General features: G+C 59.1%; 19 protein-coding genes. 12 read left to right on the top strand and 7 right to left on the bottom strand.

Going from position 1 to position 20,758, the window contains the following annotated elements; all coding sequences use genetic code 11:
* Nucleotide 1 precedes the first annotated feature (1 nt).
* The 6 genes from A0251_RS08095 to A0251_RS08120 all read left to right on the top strand — a co-directional run bounded on the left by A0251_RS08095 (nt 2) and on the right by A0251_RS08120 (nt 6,686).
* Nucleotides 2-1,099: a branched-chain amino acid ABC transporter permease gene (locus A0251_RS08095; protein ID WP_062816360.1), complete on the top strand. Its 1,098-nt coding sequence runs from the start codon at nt 2-4 to the stop codon at nt 1,097-1,099.
* A complete protein-coding gene (locus A0251_RS08100) occupies nt 1,096-1,866 on the top strand; it encodes an ABC transporter ATP-binding protein (RefSeq protein ID WP_062816361.1) in 771 nt (256 codons plus the stop codon). Before A0251_RS08095 ends, A0251_RS08100 begins: the two co-directional genes overlap by 4 nt.
* The gene (locus A0251_RS08105) at nt 1,863-2,666 is read left to right on the top strand and encodes an ABC transporter ATP-binding protein (RefSeq protein WP_231874192.1); all 804 of its coding nucleotides are present in this window, start codon (nt 1,863-1,865) and stop codon (nt 2,664-2,666) included. The genes A0251_RS08100 and A0251_RS08105 overlap by 4 nt, the downstream gene beginning before the upstream one ends.
* The gene (locus A0251_RS08110) at nt 2,666-4,480 is read left to right on the top strand and encodes a long-chain fatty acid--CoA ligase (RefSeq protein WP_062816362.1); all 1,815 of its coding nucleotides are present in this window, start codon (nt 2,666-2,668) and stop codon (nt 4,478-4,480) included. Before A0251_RS08105 ends, A0251_RS08110 begins: the two co-directional genes overlap by 1 nt.
* A gap of 54 nt (nt 4,481-4,534) precedes the next feature.
* On the top strand, nt 4,535-5,728 hold the full coding sequence (locus A0251_RS08115) for an ABC transporter substrate-binding protein (protein ID WP_062816363.1): 1,194 nt from the start codon (nt 4,535-4,537) through the stop codon (nt 5,726-5,728).
* Nucleotides 5,729-5,837: 109 nt separating this feature from the next.
* Nucleotides 5,838-6,686 carry an ion transporter gene (locus A0251_RS08120; RefSeq protein WP_062816364.1) on the top strand — a complete coding sequence of 283 codons (849 nt, stop codon included), beginning with the start codon at nt 5,838-5,840 and terminating at the stop codon, nt 6,684-6,686.
* Nucleotides 6,687-6,812: 126 nt separating this feature from the next.
* On the opposite strand, the gene A0251_RS08125 is transcribed toward A0251_RS08120, so the two are convergent.
* Nucleotides 6,813-7,511 (bottom strand): pirin family protein, encoded by a 699-nt coding sequence (locus A0251_RS08125; RefSeq protein ID WP_062816365.1) that lies wholly within the window; start codon nt 7,509-7,511, stop codon nt 6,813-6,815.
* Nucleotides 7,512-7,758: 247 nt separating this feature from the next.
* On the opposite strand from A0251_RS08125, the gene A0251_RS08130 reads away from it, so the two are divergent.
* Nucleotides 7,759-8,211, top strand: a complete 453-nt coding sequence (locus tag A0251_RS08130; protein ID WP_062816366.1) for an SRPBCC family protein — start codon at nt 7,759-7,761, stop codon at nt 8,209-8,211.
* A 51-nt stretch (nt 8,212-8,262) separates the two neighbouring features.
* On the opposite strand, the gene A0251_RS08135 is transcribed toward A0251_RS08130, so the two are convergent.
* The gene (locus A0251_RS08135; protein WP_082810800.1) at nt 8,263-9,855 is read right to left on the bottom strand and encodes a DUF2306 domain-containing protein; all 1,593 of its coding nucleotides are present in this window, start codon (nt 9,853-9,855) and stop codon (nt 8,263-8,265) included.
* Between the two features lie 39 nt (nt 9,856-9,894).
* Nucleotides 9,895-10,539, bottom strand: coding sequence for a DUF4336 domain-containing protein (locus A0251_RS08140; RefSeq protein ID WP_231874193.1), 645 nt, complete (start codon nt 10,537-10,539; stop codon nt 9,895-9,897).
* A 76-nt stretch (nt 10,540-10,615) separates the two neighbouring features.
* On the opposite strand from A0251_RS08140, the gene A0251_RS08145 reads away from it, so the two are divergent.
* Both A0251_RS08145 and A0251_RS08150 read left to right on the top strand, forming a co-directional pair.
* Nucleotides 10,616-11,254, top strand: coding sequence for a TetR/AcrR family transcriptional regulator (locus A0251_RS08145; protein ID WP_156478268.1), 639 nt, complete (start codon nt 10,616-10,618; stop codon nt 11,252-11,254).
* A gap of 89 nt (nt 11,255-11,343) precedes the next feature.
* The gene (locus tag A0251_RS08150; RefSeq protein ID WP_062816370.1) at nt 11,344-11,766 is read left to right on the top strand and encodes a hypothetical protein; all 423 of its coding nucleotides are present in this window, start codon (nt 11,344-11,346) and stop codon (nt 11,764-11,766) included.
* Nucleotides 11,767-11,846: 80 nt separating this feature from the next.
* Here the strand turns inward: A0251_RS08150 and A0251_RS08155 are convergent, their stop codons facing one another.
* Both A0251_RS08155 and A0251_RS08160 read right to left on the bottom strand, forming a co-directional pair.
* On the bottom strand, nt 11,847-12,893 hold the full coding sequence (locus tag A0251_RS08155; protein WP_062816371.1) for a lipase secretion chaperone: 1,047 nt from the start codon (nt 12,891-12,893) through the stop codon (nt 11,847-11,849).
* A 3-nt stretch (nt 12,894-12,896) separates the two neighbouring features.
* Nucleotides 12,897-13,841 (bottom strand): triacylglycerol lipase, encoded by a 945-nt coding sequence (locus tag A0251_RS08160; RefSeq protein ID WP_231874194.1) that lies wholly within the window; start codon nt 13,839-13,841, stop codon nt 12,897-12,899.
* Between the two features lie 232 nt (nt 13,842-14,073).
* Here A0251_RS08160 and A0251_RS08165 point away from each other — a divergent pair, with 232 nt between their 5' ends.
* Nucleotides 14,074-15,108, top strand: a complete 1,035-nt coding sequence (locus A0251_RS08165; protein WP_062816373.1) for an AraC family transcriptional regulator — start codon at nt 14,074-14,076, stop codon at nt 15,106-15,108.
* A 105-nt stretch (nt 15,109-15,213) separates the two neighbouring features.
* Complete coding sequence (locus tag A0251_RS08170) at nt 15,214-16,263, top strand: NAD-dependent epimerase/dehydratase family protein (RefSeq protein ID WP_062816374.1); 1,050 nt, start codon at nt 15,214-15,216, stop codon at nt 16,261-16,263.
* 197 nt (nt 16,264-16,460) lie between these two features.
* On the opposite strand, the gene A0251_RS08175 is transcribed toward A0251_RS08170, so the two are convergent.
* Together A0251_RS08175 and A0251_RS08180 are read right to left on the bottom strand one after the other, a co-directional pair.
* On the bottom strand, nt 16,461-17,660 hold the full coding sequence (locus A0251_RS08175) for an acyl-CoA desaturase (protein ID WP_062816375.1): 1,200 nt from the start codon (nt 17,658-17,660) through the stop codon (nt 16,461-16,463).
* A 10-nt stretch (nt 17,661-17,670) separates the two neighbouring features.
* On the bottom strand, nt 17,671-18,789 hold the full coding sequence (locus A0251_RS08180; protein ID WP_062816376.1) for a ferredoxin reductase: 1,119 nt from the start codon (nt 18,787-18,789) through the stop codon (nt 17,671-17,673).
* A 459-nt stretch (nt 18,790-19,248) separates the two neighbouring features.
* On the opposite strand from A0251_RS08180, the gene dbpA reads away from it, so the two are divergent.
* The gene (dbpA, locus tag A0251_RS08185) at nt 19,249-20,628 is read left to right on the top strand and encodes an ATP-dependent RNA helicase DbpA (protein ID WP_062816377.1); all 1,380 of its coding nucleotides are present in this window, start codon (nt 19,249-19,251) and stop codon (nt 20,626-20,628) included.
* Nucleotides 20,629-20,758: the final 130 nt, after the last annotated feature.

Raw genomic sequence — 20,758 nt, forward strand, 5'->3', positions numbered from 1 at the left:
CATGAGCAACCGATTCAAAAGCCGTTACGACGACGATATCAATCTGTTTGAAGGGCGCTGGCACCTGGCCCAGTACGCTATCCTGATGGCGCTATTGTTGGCCGCGCCCTGGCTGCTGGGCACCTACTATCTGGGTGAGCTCACTGCCGTGCTGGTGTGGTCCCTGGCGGGGCTGGGCCTGATGCTGATCAGTGGCCATACCGGCCAGGTCAGCCTGGGGCATGCGGCCTTTATGGCCATTGGGGCCTTTACCAATCTGGCGTTGATGCTGCGCGGCTGGCACTTCCTGCCTGCCTTGCTGGCCAGTGCAGTCACCTCCGGAGTGATCGGTGCGATCATCTCCCGGCCGATCCTGCGTATGAGCGGCATCTATCTGGCCATCGCCACTCTCGCACTGAGCATCATTATCGAGGACGTGGCGATTATGGCCGAGCCGATTACCGGTGGGGTGGCCGGGGTGTTTGCCCCGCCGATTGCCATGTTCGGCATGGAGATCGACCGGTATGCCACCCCGGAAGCCTTCTACTATCTCTGCCTGGCGGTACTGGTGCTGGTCACCCTGGGGTATCTGAACCTGCTGCGCAGTGCCTCGGGCCGCTCTTTCCTGGCCGTGCGTGACAGTGAAGTGTCCGCCCGGGCCCTGGGGGTCAATGTGGCCCGTGCCAAGACCCTGTCTTTCAGCCTGTCCTGCGCTATCACCGGCCTGGCCGGGGCGCTCTATGCCCACCTGGCCCAGGCGGTGAACTATGAAAGCTTCCTGGTACTGATCTCCATCACCTTGCTGTTGCAGATCGTGATCGGCGGACTGGGCTCGGTGCACGGGGCCTTCTTCGGCGCCATTGTGGTGGTGTTGCTGCCACAATTGATCGCCATCGCCAGTGATTACCTGGATAACACCGCCGGCATCCAGATTGCGGCCTACCCGGGCCTGGATACGGCCCTGTTCGCCCTGCTGATTCTGCTTATGGTGATTTACGAACCGCGTGGCCTCTACGGCGTCTGGTTCAAGGTGCGCACCTGGTTGCAGCTGTTCCCGCTGTACCGCAAGGGCATGTTCCGTCGTACCCGTACCTACCTGAAAACGGAGCGCCAACGATGAGTCTGTTACAGGTAAAGGATCTCTCCATTTCCTTCGGCGGGGTGAAAGCGGTGGACGGTGTCAGTTTCACCGTGGAGCCCGGCGAAGTGTTCACCCTGGTTGGCCCCAACGGGGCAGGGAAATCCACCATCTTCAATCTGATCAGCCGTCTCTATGAACCGGGCGGCGGGCAGATCCTCTTTGACGGGCAGGACATTACTTCCCTGCCGGCGCATAAGGTGGCCGGGCTGGGTATCGCCCGCACTTTCCAGAATATTGAATTGTTCGATCACTCCTCGGTACTGCAGAACCTGTTGATCGGCCGTCATTGCCGGCGCAATACCCGCTGGTTCGAGGAGCTGTTGTTCCTGCCCAAGGTGCGGCGCAGTGAACGGGAGCATCGGCTGCTGGTGGAAGAGGTGATTGATTTCCTCGACCTGGCTCCCTACCGGGACAAGCTGATCGCCGGCCTGCCCTATGGGGTGCGCAAGGTGGTGGAAATTGCCCGGGCCCTGTCCAGCCAGCCGAAACTGATCCTGCTGGATGAACCGGCTTCCGGCCTCAGCGTGGAAGAAACCCAGAACATGGCCTGGTGGATCGAGGACATGCAGAAAGATCTGGGCCTGACCGTACTGATGGTAGAGCACGACATGAGCCTGGTATCGCGGGTATCCAACCGGGTGCTGGCGGTGTCGGAAGGCCGGCCGCTGGCCATGGGCTCGGCCGCCGACGTACAGGCAGACCCCAAGGTGATCGAAGCCTATCTGGGCACGGAGGCAACCTCATGAGTGCAGTACAGAAAGACGCCATGAATGATGCCCAGCCGCTGCTGCAGGTCAAAAATCTGGAAGCCTTCTACGGCCCGGTGATGGCCCTGCGCGGGGTATCCATCGATGTGTTCGAAGGCAAGGTGGTTGCCATCCTTGGCGCCAACGGCGCCGGCAAGACCACCCTGATGAAAACCATTTCCGGCGCCCTGGCGCCGCGCAAGGGCAGCATCAGCCTGGCTGGCGAAGCCATCGAGGGGCGCGAACCGGATGCCCTGGTCCGTCAGGGTATCGCCCACGTGCCGGAAGGCCGGGAAGTGTTTCCGTTTCTCACCGTGGAAGAGAATCTGGCCATGGGGGCTTACATCCGCCGCGACAAGGCGGGTATCCGCCAGGACATGGAGATGGTGTATGACTATTTCCCGATCCTGCTGGAGCGCCGCAACCAGCCCGCCGGCACCCTGTCTGGCGGTCAGCAGCAGATGCTGGCCATCGGTCGTGGGCTGATGTCGCGGCCGTCGCTGATGTTGCTGGATGAACCGTCCCTGGGGCTGTCGCCGCTGCTGGTGCAGGAAATCTTCGCCATCGTCCGTCGGCTGAATAAAGAGCAGGGCGTGACCCTGTTGCTGGTGGAGCAGAATGCCCAGGTGGCACTGAACACGGCGGACCATGGCTATGTGCTGGAAACCGGCCGCATCGTCATGGACGGCAGCGCCGAGGCGTTGCTCGCCAGCGACGACATTCGCGAGTTCTATCTGGGCCAGTCGGCGGGGGATGACCGACCGGAAAAACGCTGGAAACGAAAGAAGACCTGGCGCTGATGATGACAACAACCAACAACGCATCGACCCTTCTCCACGGTTGCGACACCGTGGTCAAACTGTGGCGCCAGCAATGCCTGGAGCGGGGAGCGCAAATTGCGCACCGGGAAAAGGACCTGGGCATCTGGCAGAGCTACAGCTGGCAGGACTATTACGAAAAGGCCCGTGCCATCGGCGTGGCGCTGCTGTCTCTCGGCCTGGAGCGGGGCCAGCCGGTTTCCATTCTCAGTGAAGACAACAAGGAATGGCTCTACTGCGATCTGGGTATCGCCGGGGCCGGTGGCATCAGCAATGGCGTCTATACCACCGACAGCGCCGAGCAGCTGGCCTACCTGGTCAATGACAGTGGCTCCGCCTTCCTGTTCGTGGAAAACGATGAACAGCTGGACAAATACCTGACCGTACGCGACCAGGTGCCCACCCTGAAAAAAGTGATCGTGTTCGATCGCAAGGGGCTGCGGGATTTCAGTGATCCCATGGTCATGTTCCTGGATGAACTCTACGCCCTGGGCGAGGGCATCGCCGATGCCGAAGCCCGGTTCAGCGCCAGCATCGCCGAGAGTCAGCCGGATGACATCCGCATGCTGATCTACACCTCCGGCACCACCGGTGCCCCCAAGGGCGCCATGATCAGCCACCGCAATGTGCTGTTCCAGCTGGCCGCCGGGGAGCAGGTACTGGAAGCCCATGAAGACGATGACCAGCTCTGCTTCCTCCCTCTGTGCCATATTCTGGAGCGGCTGGTATCGGTGGAAGTACCGATCTACAAAGGGTGTACCGTGAACTTTGCGGAGAGCCCGGAGACCGTGTTCGAGAACCTGCGCGAAGTGTCGCCCCATACCTTTGCCGCGGTGCCGCGTCTGTGGGAAAAGATCTACAGCTCCATGATGACCCTGCGAGACGAAGCCACCGGTTTTGGCCGCTGGTGTTTTGACCAGGCCCTGGCCGCCGGGGACAGCTGGCACTGTGAGCGTAAACGGTCACCACTTTCCTGGCTGCATTACCAGTTCTGGAACCTGTTGGTGTTGCGCAATGTTCGGGACCTGATCGGCATGGCTCGTCTGCGTCGGGGCACCACCGGCGCGGCACCCATTTCCCCGGACCTGATTCGCTGGTTCCAGTCCCTGGGCGTGCCGCTTTATGAAGGCTATGGCATGACCGAAACCACCGGCGTGGTATCGCTCAACAGCAAGGACCGGGCCCGGGTGGGTTCCGTGGGCGAGCCGCTGCCCGAGACCGAGGTGCGCATTGCCGACAACGGTGAAGTGCTGGTACGCGGTGACCATGTGTTCGCCGGTTACTGGCGCAAGCCGGAAAAAACTGCGGAAGATATCCGCGATGGCTGGCTGCACACCGGCGATGTGGGGCGTCTGGAAGACGGCATGCTCACCATTACCGGTCGCTTGAAAGACATCATCATCACCGCCGGCGGCAAGAATATTACCCCGGCGGAAATTGAAAGCCGCATAAAGTTTTCTCCGTATATTTCCGATGCCGTGGTCATTGGCGACCAGCGCAAGTACCTCACCTGCCTGATCATGATTGATCAGGAAAACGTGGAGAAATATGCCCAGGATCGTCAGGTCCCGTTTTCCAACTTCGCCTCCCTGTGTCGTGCCAAGGAGGTGATCGACCTGATCGACAGCATCATTACGGATGTGAATAAACAGTTCGCCCAGGTGGAACAGATCAAGTATTTCCGCCTGATCGACGTGCTGCTCACCGCCGAGGATGAGGAGCTGACTGCCACCATGAAGCTGAAGCGTTCCTTCGTGGAGAAAAAACATAAGCACCTGATTGATTCCATGTACTGATTGCAATTACCTGAAGTCACGGCTTCAGGTATGAATTCGAGAGGAGAATGCATCATGAAGAAGCTTTGTCTGGCGGCTCTCGCCGCAGCCACCCTGATCGGGTGCAGTGATAACAAGGAAGAAGAGAGCGCCGCCGCCGAGTCGGTGCGTGGTGTCAGTGATACCGAAATCAAACTGGGCGGCATGCACGATCTGTCCGGGGTGTTTGCCGCGTTTTCCTCCCCGGCGGTGCAGGTGGCCAACGACATGTTTGCCGACGTGAATGCCGAGGGCGGGATTCATGGCCGTGAGATCCGTTATATCGTCGAGGATCATGCCTACCAGGTACCCAAGGCCACCCAGGCCACCAACAAGCTGATCAGCCGGGATGAAGTATTTGCCATGGTGATGAGTCTGGGCACGCCCCATAACCTGGCCGCGTTCCCGGTGATGGATCGCAATAATGTGCCCAGCATTCTTCCTCTGGCGCTTTCACGACAGATGGAAGAGGAGGGGGACTTCTCCCACCGTTTCGTCTTTGGCCCCAGTTACTATGAAGGGGTACTGAAAGGCGTCAACTGGATGACGGACGAGTACGGCATCGAGAAAATCTGTGTGATGTACATTCCCTCGGATTTCGGCGAGGAGGTGAACCAGGCCATTAACGACGCCGCGGCGGGCAAGGATTCCCTGACCCTGGCGGAAAGCACCTCCCACCGACCGGACGAGAGTGATTTCACCGGCACCCTGGCGCGCCTGAAGGATGCCGGTTGCCAGCTGGTCGCCGTGGCCCTGCCGGTGCGGCCGATCATTTCCGTGGTGGCCACCGCCAAGGAAATGGGCTGGGATGACGTGAAGTTTGTGGTCTCCCAGGCCGGCTTCCATTCCGCCGTTGCCGCGGCACCCGGGGGTGTCACCGAAGGGCTTTACGGTGTGTCTCCCTGGCAGGATATTGTCAGCCGCATGAAGGATGTACCGGAAGCTAAACAATGGGCGGAAGAGTACCAGGCGCAATACGGCTCTGTGCCCAGCGGCGGTGCCGTGCTCGGGCGCGTGGGTGCCATGGTGACCATCGAGGCACTGCGCAAGGCGGGCCCGGATCTGACCACCGATTCCTTCCTGGCGGCCATGGAGTCTCTGGATTTCAATGATCCGGTCACCGGGGTGGATATCAAGATGAGCGCCACCAATCATCGTGCCGGCAACGACATGATTCTCTCCAAAGTCATCGACGGTGTCTGGGAGCCGGTGGTGACCCTGGAAGACTGACCACCCGCTTTGCCGTTGGCGCTTTGCTCGCAAAGCGCCTGCGGCCCCTATCAATCCCCCCTCCCGTATCAGGTATACTCGCGCCTCCTGGATTATTTGGTGACTCTCCATGCAGGCCACTTCAACGTCCGTATCCCCCGGCTGGCGGCAACGCCTGGCTGCTCTGCTGAATACCCCGCTTTTCGGACACACCATTACAGCTTTGATCCTTCTCAATGCGATTATTCTGGGCGTGGAAACCTCCGCGGTAGCCCAGGAGCGGGCAGGGCAGTGGCTAAACCTGCTTAACCAGGTGGTGCTGGCCGCGTTCGTGCTGGAAATCGTGCTCAAGCTGGTTGCCTTCGGGCCACGCTTCTTCCGCTCCGGCTGGAATGTGTTCGATTTTCTGATCGTTGCCATTTCTCTGGCTCCAACGTCCGGGCCCCTGGCGATTCTGCGCAGCCTGCGGATTTTGCGGGTATTGCGCCTGCTGTCATCGGTGAGGCGGTTGCGCATGCTGGTGGAGTCATTGATGCAGGCCCTGCCGGGGATCGGCTGGACGGCGGCATTATTGTTGATGATGTTCTACATCTTTGCGGTGATGGGTACCGAGCTGTTCGGTGAGGCGTTCCCGCAGTGGTTCGGCACGCTCGGCGCCAGCATCTACAGCCTGTTCCAGATCATGACTCTGGAAAGCTGGTCCATGGGCATTGCCCGTCCGGTGATGGAGGTCTACCCCTTTGCCTGGATCTTCTTCGTGCCCTTTATCCTGATCTCCAGCTTTATGGTGCTGAACCTGTTTATTGCCATCATCGTCAGCGCCACCCAGGAAGTGCACGAAAGCGAACAGCGCGCCGAACGGGATGCCAACAACCAGATCGCCCATGACGAGCGTCAGGAAATGCTCGACCTGATGCGTGCCATGCATGAAAAGATTGCCGCGCTGGAAATCGCTTTGCAGAAAAAAACCGGCCAATAATGCCGGCATGAAATGGCTGTAGGCGCCTGCAGGCAAGTTCCTACAGGAAAAGTGGAAGGCCCGGAAACGCTCCGGGCCTTTTTTGTGGAGGTAGTGTGTTGGAAGGTAGGCTGGATTGCCTCCTGGCTAGACAGTTTCCACCAGCACGATCTCGCTGTCCGCTTCTGCCACCACGGTCAGATGTGTCTCGTCACTGATGGCCAGGCCATCGCCGGTATCGGCCAACACCTCATTCACCCTGACCCGTCCCTTGGCGGGCACCAGATAGACCTTGCGACCCGCCTCCACCGGGTAGGTCACCGTCTGGCCCTCGCTCAGGTTGGCGGCCACGACACGGGCATCCGCCTGAATCGGCAGGGCATCGCCGTCATCCGGGTAGCCACTGGCGAGTATCTCGAAATGTCCCTCGCGGGATGCCTTCGGGAAGGGCTTGCTGCCCCAGGTGGGTGGCAAACCGGTGGCATTCGGAATGATCCAGATCTGAAAGATCCGGGTCTCCGTATCCTCCAGGTTTTGCTCGCTATGAGTAATCCCGGTACCGGCGGACATCACCTGCACATCGCCGGCTTCCGTGCGCCCACTGTTACCCAGGCTGTCCTGGTGGGTAATGGCACCCTTGCGCACATAGGTGATGATCTCCATCTCCCGGTGAGAGTGCGCCGGGAAGCCCGTGTGTGGTGCGATGGTGTCATCGTTCCATACCCGCAGGTCACCCCAGTGGACCCGTTTGGGATCGTGATAATTGGCGAAGGAAAAGTGGTGCCGGGTATCCAGCCAGCCGTGTCGGGCATGGCCCAGTTCATTGCGTGTGCGCAGCTCGATCATGACGTCCTCCTGTAACAGGCTCCATTGCCTGTCTGTCGATGGCGTCACTATATGATTAGAATGCCTGATTAAAAACGGGTTATTTTTGGGGAATACAATCAGCTTGGTTGATGTTTCGGACGCTTACCGGACGGCATTCCCGGCAAACGATGAACCGGCATCTTCCTGTCGAATGATGGCCGCCACATCCGATAAGAGGATGCCCCCTCCAAGAACGGAGGCATCACACCCAACAAGGAGAGCCATCATGTCCGCTAATACCGTCCGCTTGCACCGCGTCCTGCGCGCCACCCCGGATCGCGTCTACCGCGCCTTTCTGGATGCCGATGCCATGGTCAAATGGCTGCCGCCCCATGGCTTCACCGGCAAGGTCCATGAAATGGACGCCCGTGAAGGGGGCGGCTATCGCATGTCGTTCACCAACTTCTCCACCGGCAAAAGCCACTGCTTCAGCGTCCGCTACCTGGAACTCAAGCCCAACGAACGGATACGCCACACCGACCAGTTCGACGACCCCAACTTACCCGGTGAAATGCAGGTCACCATTTCGCTGAAAGAGGTGCTGTGCGGGACCGAGCTGACCATTACCCAGGAGGGCATGCCCGAGGTGATACCGGTGGAGTGCTGCTATCAGGGCTGGCAGGAATCTCTGCAAATGCTGGCGCAACTGGTGACCCCGGAAATCCCGGACGAAGAGTGATATCGAAGTGGTGCAGCCCCGGGAAAATGCCGGGGCTGCAGTCAATGCTGTTTAGCGTGCATAGCGTCGCTGGGTGGCTTCTCCGTAAGCGGAATACACCACACCCGCAGTCAGCAGAAACAGACCGAAGTACATGCTTAACCGATAGACATGGCCGCCATCGATATACACCGTAGGGATGGGGAACAGGTTTAGGCCGACCAGCATCCAGTAGAACGCGGGGAATGCCAGTACAGCCAGGAATGTAAACACGCCATGTTCCTTGACCAGTGCGCTATCCTTGCGGATCAGAGCCTTCATTAGCAGCAGTGCGAAACCGATAGCGCATACCCCATTAAACATAAAGGAGATGCCGCCGGCCAGGGTGTCCTTGCTGGGCCCGCCTAACTGCCAGCCCCACACCAGCATGATTGCACCACTGATGGCGGCCATGACTGCAAGGCTGATGGCCCAGCGGTCCAGTCCCGGCTTAGGAGCTGCGTTTTTCATAAAAGCCTGGCGCAGAAAAGGCATGGCGCAAAGCAAGGCAGCGATAGCGGTGACAGCATAGATAGCTCGGGACAACGTTAGTCCCTGGCCTAGAACCTGGCTGTCATGATTGATCACACTGGCAGGCATGAGCTGATGTGCCAGGCTGGAATTTTCCAGCCCCGGGTATAGCATGCCGGTCCATATCAGGGTGACGATGCCTAACGCAGCCAGTACCAGAGCGGCTCTGGTAAAAAGTGCCTGCAGTCGTGGCCGCAGATCCGGTGCGATGCCTGGTTTTGGGTTGGGTACAGTGCGCCCCTTTTGCAGCCATCGGTTCATACACAACAAAGCGTAGCCGACCAGAATACAGCCCGGGATGAGCACGGCAGTGGCCAGATAGTTGCTGGTGTTTTGCGACAAATCGGGGAACAGACCCGCCGCCCAGGCCCAGTTAATACGGGTAAAGGGCGCGGTAAGCAGGAAGCCGTAATTGAGTGCCATATAGGCCTGATGCTGGGCATATTCCCGGCGCCACAGATGCCAGATAGACATCCACAGCGTCAGCGTGACGCCGATAGCGAGAAACCAGAGCCCTACCGTGAAAGTGAGGGTGTCATACATCTTTTCCAGCGGCGTCATCAGCATATAGGCCATGGCAGCAATCATGCCGGCCTGGGCCGCGATCATATATACCATGCCAAATCCGCGGTGCCAGCGGGGGTAGCGTTGACGGAAGGCTGGCCAGAACTGGAAGGCCCCGAAAAGCATACATAGACCACCGAGCAGGTTATGCAGTGACAGAGTGGCAATGTGGGATTTGGGCATCTCAGCATAGTAGATCAGGGTGTCGTATAATCCGTCATGGCCATAGAAAACAGGCTGTGTGTCCGTCAACGTGCTGATGATTGGCAGTAGCATCCCTGTCTCGCGAGCATACTCCATGGCAACATCTTCGCGGTTACCGGATACAATGCTCTGCTGTGCGGCTACACGACCTTCGTGAACACCGGGGTCATAGGTCGCGGCAAAATTGGTGTGCGCTGCCTCGATTGCGGTTAGCCCATAAAAGCCCATTAGCAGGGCAAATAGTACAAACAACGACATCGCTGCGCGCCGACGCCACAGGGTCGGCGCGACAAGTGTTGTCTCGGAAGAAAAAGATTGGTCCGGCATGACAATTTTCCTCGTGATGCAATCAGAAAGGTGCTCGGGTCAGAAAAGCCAGGCCAAGCCTTTGCTTACGGCGGTATGGGCGTTTTCGGTAATGATGTCACCATGGGCGACAATGGCTCGCTGGAATGGCCACTCCAGAAGCTTGGCGACACTCTCGCGGGCGCGGCGGCGGTTGAGATACACCAGCCTGAGGACCGGGTGCCAGCCCACCTTGCCGAAAATCCCGCCCAACTTCAGATACCAGCGGGTGAACCAGTGCTCGCACCGGTTAAAGTTTTCCACCAGGTCGCAGCTAATTAGCGTACGGCTGGCTGGGTGATAGAGCAGGGTTTCGTGAAGCAGGCTGCCTTGCATCGTTAGGGGGAGCAGTTCGTCCTTCCAGTCCGGGTGAGGGGTTTCTGAGAATTCCGTATCAAAGTCCAGATCTTTGCGCTTGCGATGAAGTTTGGCCGGGCCATGCAGAAGTGCCTCGGGGAATGCGGCAACCGCTTCAGCCGCATAAACGTGATGAAACAGGTTCGGGCAGATAATATGGCCTACTGAGCCCAGTGCGGTGATTTCTTCACGCAGCGCGGTCGACAGGGCAATAGGGGAATGCAGCACCAACATGCCGGACTTAAGTCGAACGATCGTCATGCGGCTACCGATGTGTAAACCGATAAAGCGGTGAGGGGTGTCTGCCACCCATATATCAGGGGCAACGCTGTGCAAGAGAGTCATGGTGTTGCATGCCTAAAGTAAACAGTGTTCACATGATAAGGTGACACTCGCTGATGTCAATATGGTTAAAGTGACGAGTACCGCTAAAGAGAATGGCAGCTACCACCACGGAGATCTGCGCCGAGCCTTGATAGATAACGGTCTGCAGCTGCTGGAAGAGAACATGGAGGCAAACCTGGGCTTGCGTCAGTTGGCGCGGCTTGCCGGAGTCTCGCCAGGTGCTGTCTATCGCCATTTCGTCAACAAGGAAGAGCTGTTGGTTGCCTTGGCGGTGGAGGGGTTTGGCCGCCTGACCCAGAAACAGTCAAGGGCTTATCTAGAGAAGAAGACCGTCTCCAATGCAATGGATGCGTTTCGTGCCGGCGGCGCAGCGTATATCCAATTTGCTCGCGAGAATCCCGCCCTGTTCCGGCTCATGTTTGGCCGGTTCAGCGCCACTCACCGCAATGAGGAACTGGCCAAAGCCAGCAAGCTGAACCGGGACATGATGATGCTCAGTATCAGCAAGGTGCTCGGTGGCGAGCGTCCAGCGAGAGAATTGCATGCTTTCTGTGTCGGAACCTGGGCAATGATTCACGGGCTCAGTGCCTTGATTCTGGATCAACAATTGCAGGAAGAGGGTGACGATCTCGATGGACTGGTTGAAGATATTATTCGAGGGGCCAGTGAATGGGAGTAGGGTAAATTGATGGCCTGTCACCCCATTCACAGGGGGTAATGCAAATTAAACCAATGCATCGCCGTATCCGATATTAACAAGGAGAGCCCATGTCCAACTCGCCACAACAATGGTTGCAGGCTTTCACCGGGGGCTTTATCGCCACTCTGCTGTTTCACCAAGGGGTGCTGGCGCTGTTCTGGCTGGGCGGTCTGGTCCCGGCGGCGCCCTGGAACATGACACCGGTGCCGCCCTTCGGTATTCCCCAGGTATTGTCGCTGGCATTCTGGGGCGGTGTCTGGGGTGTGCCAGTCTGGTGGTTGATCCGTCGCTGGCAGGGCATCCGGCACTGGCTCGGCGCGCTGATCATCGGCGCCATCGGCCCGACGCTGGTTGCCATGCTGCTGGTGTTTCCCCTGAAAGGGCTGGACGTGAACGCCGCCAAGGTAGTTGGCGGCCTGATTGTTAACGGTGCCTGGGGAGTGGGGCTCGCCGCCTGGATGTGGTTTGATCGGTCACGCGGCAACGCCTGACAATCCGCCGGCAGCATGCAAGTGAGTCTGATGCCGGTATTGGCCGAGCGCCAAGCGTTGCGGGCCCTGCCGGGAGCCTGTTATGACCGGTCGGCGATGCGCTCCCTGGCTTTTACCCGGACCTCCTCCCGGGAAGAGAAATGCGCTTCCCGCAGTTGTTCTACCTGCTGCTGCCGATCAGAACGCGACAGGTTGGTATTACCCAGCAGCGATTCGCGCTCCCTTAGCCACTGCGACATCCGTCGATCGAAGTCTTCCCGCCGGCTATCCAGTTGCTCCAGGCGAGCGGCTGCGTCTGCGCCCACCCATTGCTCGCGAATCTGTCTGAGGGTTGCCTCGTCGCCACCGTCTTGGCGAAGCTGCGCGCTCCTGCGCTGCAGTTCCTGGTAACGGCTTATCCGGGCTATGTTGTTCTGCATGTCATGCGGGAGTGATGCGGTGAGCGCCTCAAGCTGTTCTGCCTTCTGCTGGCTTGTCAGGGTATCGTCGCTGACCACGGCAAGCCGGGCCAGCGCATGGTCCTCACTGACTTGCTGACGGGCAAAGAAAGCCGTGCATACCTGGCGATCCAGATAGCGATGACAACTGTCTCGTACCCACTGTTGTTGCTCCCGGAGGGCACCCAGGTCCAGCGTGTCGGTGCTGACGCCACCTGCCTCGGAGCGCGAGGCCAGGTTCCTTTTCCACGCCATGTAGCCTCCCAGAATCTGGCCGGCCTGCCGTGCGGCGGTGTCGGGCAGTTGACTGGCAAAATACGCTCGCAATCGTTGCTCAATGGTATCCAGGCTCTCTTCGCCCAGGGTGGAGAGGAAATAGTCCAAGACGTCTCGAAGTTGCGGTGTCACCGCCAGGCTGCCGTCGGGCGTCACCGCCAGCCCATCAGGAACCGTCGTTCCTTCCAGTGAGGCGGGAAGCGCTTCCAGGCCATTGCGGACAGTGACCGAGCGGCTGGCGGCGGGGGTAAGCAAGGGCGCCGTCAGTGGCAAGGGGGTGGGAGGCGTCACTTCGGCCTGCCGATGCATTGGCGATTCTGATTGTCTGCCTGCCCCGGAAAAAATAATCACCAGGGTGAACAAGACAAAAGTAACATGCACCGTAACCACGGACAGTTTCTCTGAGCGTTCCATGACTTAAAGACCTGCGTTTTTCAACCGGTTGGCATGGTGACGAAATACCACCACGGGATCGGTCTCAAACAGGTCGGTCAGGCCGAACAGCTGATTGACCTCGTCCAGATGGTTCATCCGGTAATTATCGCGAATGACCTTGCCCAGGTGACTGCTGCAGCGGCCCACCAGACCGTCACTTTGTGGATCGTTGGTGCCGATAAAGGCGGAAGAGGCAATTTTTAATGGCAGATCCAGTGGATCCAGGGGATTGGTGAGCAGTCGCGTGCCGCTCCAGGAGTAATAGCGTACCCCGTCTACACTATAGCTGCCCTCGCCGCAGAAGGCGGTGGGCACCCCGGCCGGGTAGCGGGTATTGAAGTCTGCGGCACCCTCGGTGGAAATAGATTGAAACCCGGCCAGCGAATCCTGCGGGAGTGATTCGCCGGCGGCCAGGCCAATAATGGTGCCAACAGCATTCACGATCTCACCGGCCCCATTGCTGATTAAGGGGCCGGTCCCTTCCAGCGTGGAAACAAGCAGGTCAAATACCGGGGACCCCATTGTGGCCCCGCCGACCGAGGTGGCGGAAGCGATACGGTCCGGCATGGCGGCTGCCACATAACGGATCGACTGATTGCCGTGGCTGTGGCCGATCAGGTTCACTTTGTCTGCACCGGAGATAGCAAGAATCTCCTCTACCTGTTGCAGCAACTGTTCGCCACGGACTTCGGAGGAGGCAAAGGACGAAACCTGTGTCAGGTAGACTTCCGCGCCCCGTTCAGTGAGATCCCTGGTGATACCGTTCCAGTAGTCCAGCGGCCCAATGCTATCGAAACCGGACATGCCATGGGCCAGTACGATGGGGTATCGGGTTTGGGCATAGCTGGAATTCACCGAAAACCCACTCAGCCAACCCGCCAGAGCCGGGGAGCCCAGTCCCACCAGCAAGCCAGTAAAAAGAACCATTTTAAATATGCTGTTCATGCTTCACCCAATGCAAATCCGTTTATATTGCCGGTTTTTTTATGACCAACCTTATGGAAGGCTTATGATGGTGGCATTGCCGAAGTGGAGACATAGCGGAAAGGGACGTTGTTATAATCTTATTAAGACAGCGATTGTCAGACTGGGGATTTTTTTTAAAAATTGCGCTCCCAAGGCCCATAACACTTAAAAAATAAGCGAGCTTCAAAGCATCATGGCGGTATCAGCGGGTTTTAAGGTTTCCATTGAAATTGTAAAAAAGTTGCTCGATCTTGGGCGGCAATATGGCGTGGACGTTGATGGACTACTGAAGGAATACGATTTTCGTATTCAGCCGATAAAGGGAGATCCGGCTTACATGCCTGCTGAGGATGTGGAGTTTATGTTGTCTGTGGGGCTACGACAGATGTCAGACCCCTTGCCCGGTTTGACACTGGGGCTGGCCTCCCAACAGCAGTTGTTTGGTCTGGTTGCCTTTCTGGCACAAACGTCCAGTACGGTTGGTGCTTGTCTGGAAAAAATCATGCAGTTGGAGCCGCTGATCAGCAATACGGGCAAGACCCGCCTGGAATATTCACCGGGTGAGGCCCAGCTGATATGGCATTGTCATCTCCAGGACCCATTTGTTCGCACCCATGTCGGCAGTTTTATCCTGTTTACCTATACGCAGTTGATTAACACGGGAACGCAAGCCGGGCATCTGGTGCATGAAGTGCATATGGCCCACCCTGCGCCCAAGGACAGGGCGACCCTGGATGTCTATCGCAACGCCTTTAATTGCCCGGTGATTTTCAATGCCCGGCATTATCGGGTCCTGTTTCCTGCGACGGCCGTCGATCTTTCAGTCAACACGGCCGACCCCATGCTCAATACGGTGCTGACTGAGCATGCGCAAAAGCTGCTTGAAGAGAGGGCCAAGCCCGCTTCATTTACCGATGAGGTTCGCCTGCATATTCAGAAACTGCTTCAGGACGGCAATGTGTCACGTGAAAACGTGGCTGCCATGCTGAATATCACCAGCCGAACCCTGCACCGGAAATTGCGTCAAGAGGGGACCAGCTATGGTGATCTGCTTTCCCGGTTACGGCTGGAGCGGTCCTGCGATTTGTTGCGACAAAGCGCTCAGTCTGTGCAGGCAATAGCCAGGGATGCGGGGTTTGATGAGGCACACTCTTTCACGCGCTGGTTCAGACAGATGACCGGCCTCTCCCCCAGCGAATATCGTCAGAAGGGCCCCGACCCCGAATAAGGACGCCGGGAGGAACCGCGTGGCGAAATGGCACGAACAGCCCTAGTTGTCCGGTTGCCACATCGTGCTAGCGTAGGCGCTTCCTTTTATCGGCGGGAGCCAAGCATGCCCAGTAACACCCATACCGTGATGGTCACCGGCGCTTCCGGCTATATTGCCGGCTGGATTGTGAAATACCTGCTGGAGGCAGGCCATACGGTCCACGCCACCGTGCGTGATCCCAACAAGGCGAAAAGCGTGGATCACCTCAAGCGCATTGCCGATGCGGCACCCGGTACCTTGAAACTGTTCAAGGCCGACCTGCTGGATGCAGAAAGCTTCGATGCACCCATGCAGGGCTGCGACATCCTCATGCATACCGCCTCGCCGTTCGTGCTGGATGGCTTCACCGATGCCTACGAGGCCCTGGTTCGCCCGGCGGTGGAAGGGACCCGCAATGTGCTCAACGCCGCCAACCGCTGCGAAACCCTCAAGCGAGTGGTGCTGACCAGCAGCGTGGCCTCCGTGTACGGGGATGCCACGGACATGAAAGGCAAAAGCGCCTTCACCGAAGCCGACTGGAACACCACCAGCAGTGTTGACCATAACCCGTACCAGTACTCCAAGGTGGCCGCCGAACGGGAGGCCTGGAAAATCCACGACGGTCAGTCTCAGTGGGACCTGGTAACCATCAACCCGGGCATGGTCTACGGCCCGTCCCTGACCAACGCCAGTAACTCGGCCAGCATTGGCACCCTGCTGGATATGGGGCGCGGCAAACTGAAAACCGGTGTGCCGGCTTTGGAATACGGCATGGTAGACGTGCGCGAAGTGGCCCAGGCGCATTTGCTGGGGGCATTCAAACCGGAAGCGGAGGGGCGCTACATTCTGGTCAGCCAGTCCGTGTCCATGCTCGACATCGCCGGCATGCTGCGCAAACAATTCGGCAAGCAGTATCCCTTCCCGATGATGAAGGTGCCCAAGCCGGTGGTATGGGCTGTCGGCCCGTTCATGGGCCCGGTCACCCGCAAGTTCATCAGCCGCAACGTGGGCTACCCCCTGCGCTTCGACAACAGCCGCAGCAAGGCACTGGGCGTTAGCTACCGCCCGGCCGCTGACACCCTGACAGACCACTTCGAGCAGGTCCTGGAAGACGGGCTGGTACGGCGTCGATAACGCGGTGGCTTACTGAAAGAACCTTCGCCTTGCGGGCAAGGCTCCAACGACTCGCCTTGACCGTTGGAGCTTTGCTTGCAAAGCGAAGGGGCAAAGTCGGGAAAGCCTTTCCAGATTCTCCCCAACCTTGATCCTGCCTCATCACCAAAACGCAGGGTGGATTAGCCGGAAGGCGTCAATCCACCCTGCGGTCGACATCAGGACTGACTGGCCTGCTCGCGGCGTGGCTCGTAGGGCTCACCGCCACCGGGGAAGGCCAGACGCAGGTTGTTCAGCCAGGTGGTGCCGAACTGGCGGAACAGGGAGGCGCTGTTGTAGGGGATGCCATAGCGATCCGCCAGTGCGCGAACCCGTGGCGCCACTTCCTGATAGCGGTTGCTGCACATGTCCGGGAACAGGTGGTGTTCGATCTGGTGCGACAGGTTACCGGACAGGATATGAAACAGCTTGCCGCCCTCGATGTTGCAGGAACCCAGCATCTGGCGCAGATACCAGCGCCCACGGGTTTCGCCTTCCACCTGTTCCAGGGTGAAGTTGTGCGCTCCGGCCGGGAAGTGCCCGCAGAAGATAATGGTGAAGGCCCAGATATTGCGGATCAGGTTGGCCACCGCATTGGCGCCAGCCACTATCCCGAACACCAGCAGCGGCGAGAAGGGCACGTAGAAGGAAATCGGGATCGCCACCAGCGCCGCCGCCAGCGGCCAGGCGATGTAATCCTTGGCCACCTGCCGCCATACCTTGTAGCCAATCCGTTTTAACAACGGCGTGAAATCCTTGAGCTTGTTCTTGCCTTTCAGGTGGTCATCGATGGCTTGCTCATGGACGGCCACGCCTTCTTCGAACAACAGCATCAGCAGAATGAAATAGATCGGCTGCAACAGAAACGCCGGTTTCCACTTCTGCATGGGCGTCACCCGCATGATGCCGTAGCCCACATCCAGATCCTTCTCCAGCACATTGGTCCAGGTGTGATGCACCACATTGTGGGAATGCATCCAGCGGTCCGAGGGGCTCATGGTGTCCCACTCCCAGGTGTTGGATTGAATCTCCGGGTCCTTCATCCAGTCCCATTGGGCGTGAAGCACGTTGTGGGCGATTTCCATGTTTTCCAGAATCTTGGCGATACCGAGCATGAACACGCCCAGCCCCAGGATAGTGAGCATCACCGGCCAGGCGGCCAGCGCGTGGCCCCAGGCGGGGATGAAAAACAGTGACAGGTAAATGATGAAGCGGGCGCTGACCGCCATGGTGCGCTGGGTCTTGATAACCTTGAGGATATAGGCACGGTCCCGGTCGCCGCGGGAATCAAACACCTCGTTGCGAATGGCTTCCAGCTCGTTGCCGAATTCTTCGATCTGCTCGTCGGTCAGGTCGACCGGGTATTGATGGGTTTTCATTATTGTTCCCTCACAAATCCAGTTCGCAATCGCCGGCGGCGGCGCAGATGCAGGTCTGTACAATGCTGCCTGCCTCGTTCAGTACCTCGCCGGTCCGCAGGTCACGCACACAGCCGGACACCAGGGTGGTGTTGCAGGTATGGCAGATGCCCATGCGGCAGCCGTGGGGCGGGTTCATGCCGGCTTCCTCGGCCACTTTCAGCAGCGGCGTGTTGCTGTCGCCGTCAGTTTCCACGTTGCTCTGGGCGAAGCGCACCCGGCCACCCACCGCATCGGCGGGCACCTCGGTAAAGGGGGCGCGGAACCGCTCCACATGCAACCGGCGGATACAACCCGCGTCTTCCATGCATTGCTCGATGGCTTCCAGCAGGGAAGGGGGGCCGCAGGCGTACACATCCCGTTCTTTCCAGTCCGGGCAGAGTGCATCCAGTTGGGCGGCGGAAAACCGGTTGCGGCTCGGGTCGTCGCCCTCGCGGCTATAAATCAGGTGCAGGTGATAGCGATCGTTGTAGCGATCCATCGCCTTCAGTTCCTTGCCCAGCACCACATCAAATTCATGGGGCGCATAGTGGATATGGTGGGTATCCGGCAGGCGTCCCTGGGCAATCAGGCTGTTGACCATGCTGAAAGCTGGCGTGATACCGCTGCCGGCGGTGATAAACAGCGGCTGGATCGGCTGGGCGTCAGGCAGGTAAAAGTCCCCCTGGGGCAAGCCGATGGGCAGGTAATCGCCCACTTTGATATTGCGCACGATGTGGTGGGAAATGGTGCCCTTGTCGATGGCCTTCACGGTGATGGTGAAGCAGTCGTCCTCCCGCTCCGGCGGGGAGGAAATGGTGTAGGTGCGGGTGTAATGCTTGCCGTTGGCGGGAATCCCTACCCGCACATGCTGACCGGCACGGTGGCCCCGCCAGTTCAGGCCGGGGCGCAGGGTCAGGGTGCGTGCATCCTTGGTTTCATCCCATACCTTGACCACCCTGGCCTGCAGCTTGTGGGTGGTCCACAGCGGATTCACCAACTCCAGATAATGGGAGGTGCGCAGGGGCCAGGCAAAGTAATCGGTGATGGTACTCAGACGAGACCAGATAGAGGGTGACGCACCTGGCTCGGGCTGGGCGGGTTGACGCATAACGGTTCCTCGTTCGTTGTCATTTTATGAGGTGTTGCTCGCCTGGCGGACCAGGCTGGCGACGGGCAGCAAGGGCGGCCCGCCATCGTCCGTTTTGTCTGTTCTGTTGTGGTAGCGCGTATCAGGGTCAATGTCAGTATCCGCCTGTGCAGGGCGAGCTGACCAACCTGTTTTACGCAATCCCAACGGAATGCCCGTCAAGGCATACAATCGGGGCAGCATAAATGTGCACACCTGTGCGCGCACAAGTGTTTACAAGACTAAAATGACAACACCCGGCTTGTCCACCCTGTTTTTTTGATACGGAGACTACCCCGCCCCAAACGCGTTGGCGCCTGGCTCGCAAAGCGAGACGCCGAGCCTTCTGCCGCTAAAAACCAAACCCGCCATGAAATCCATCGCCCCCCGCCCAACAGTTGGTACACTGCACCCCTGATTTTCTGCCACTCGGGCCCTGACGTGACTGATTCCCTGTTTTCCTCCCTGCCACTGACCAGCGACATGCTCGCCAACCTGGACACTCTGGGCTATACGGCCATGACACCGGTACAGGCGGCCAGCCTGCCGCCCCTGCTGAAAGGCCGGGATGTGATTGCCCAGGCCAGCACCGGCAGCGGCAAAACGGCTGCCTTCGGCATCGCTCTGCTACACCCGCTCAACTTGCGCTATTACGGCTGCCAGGCCTTGGTGCTTTGCCCCACGCGGGAGCTGGCAGACCAGGTGGCTGCTGAGATTCGTCGTCTGGCCCGGGGTGCCGGCAACATCAAGGTGCTGACCCTCTGTGGCGGCCAGCCCATCGGCCCGCAAATCGGCTCCCTGGAGCATGGTGCCCAGGTGGTGGTGGGCACACCCGGGCGCATCCTCAAGCACCTGAGCAAAGGCACACTCAGCCTCGACGGGCTCAACACCCTGGTGCTGGACGAAGCGGACCGCATGCTCGACATGGGCTTTTTCGATGATATTGCGGAAGTGATTCGCCAGACCCCGTCCCGTCGCCAGACACTGCTGTTCTCCGCCACTTACCCGGCGGGCATCAAGCAGCTGGCAGAAACCTTCATGCGTGACCCGGAGCATGTGGAAGTGGCGGCGCTGCACGACAACAGTCGCATCGAGCAGCGGTTCTACGAAGTGGAGCCCATGCAACGCTACGAAGCCGTTGCCGACGCCATTGCCTGCTTCCGGCCCACCAGCTGCGTGGTGTTCTGTGTCACCAAGCAGCAGTGCCAGGATGTGGTCAGCCAGCTCTGCCGGCAGGGTCTGGCCGCCCGGGCCCTGAACAGCGACCTGGAGCAGCGCGAACGGGATGAAGTGCTCACCCTGTTTGCCAACCGAAGTCTGTCCGTACTGGTCGCCACGGATGTGGCCGCAAGAGGGCTGGATATCGACAGCCTGGACATGGTCATCAACGCGGAACTGTCCCACGACCCGCAGACCCACATTCACCGGGTCGGCCGCACAGGCCGGGCGGGGGAGAAGGGCCTGGCCATCAACCTGGTGGCGCCCCGTGAAAGCCGCCGGGCCATGGCCATCGAGGAACTGCAGGGCGAAACACTCAACTGGCACCCGGTCTCCAGCCTCAAGCCCCGCGCCGGCGATCCCATGTTGCCGCCCACGGTAACCCTGTGCATCGGCGCCGGCCGCAAGGACAAACTGCGCCCCGGCGACATCCTCGGCGCTCTCACCGGCGACGCGGGCATCCCCGGCTACCAGGTGGGCAAGATCACCGTCACCGACTACCAAGCCTACGTGGCCATCGAGCGCGATAGCGCCGACCTGGCACTGCAGCGGTTAATGAGTGGCAAGATCAAGGGCAAGAACCGGCGGGTGAAGAAGCTGTAGTCCGCTGGCTACCTCTCTTTTCGTTGGAGCTATGCTTGCATGGCGAATACCTAACAAGCTGGCCAATCCTTGAGGGTGCCAATCGCGTTTGTGCAAAAACAATTTTTGCACAAATGCACAAAATGTTGTT

The sequence above is a fragment of the Alcanivorax sp. NBRC 102024 genome (genome assembly GCF_001602235.1).
GTDB lineage: Bacteria > Pseudomonadota > Gammaproteobacteria > Pseudomonadales > Alcanivoracaceae > Alcanivorax.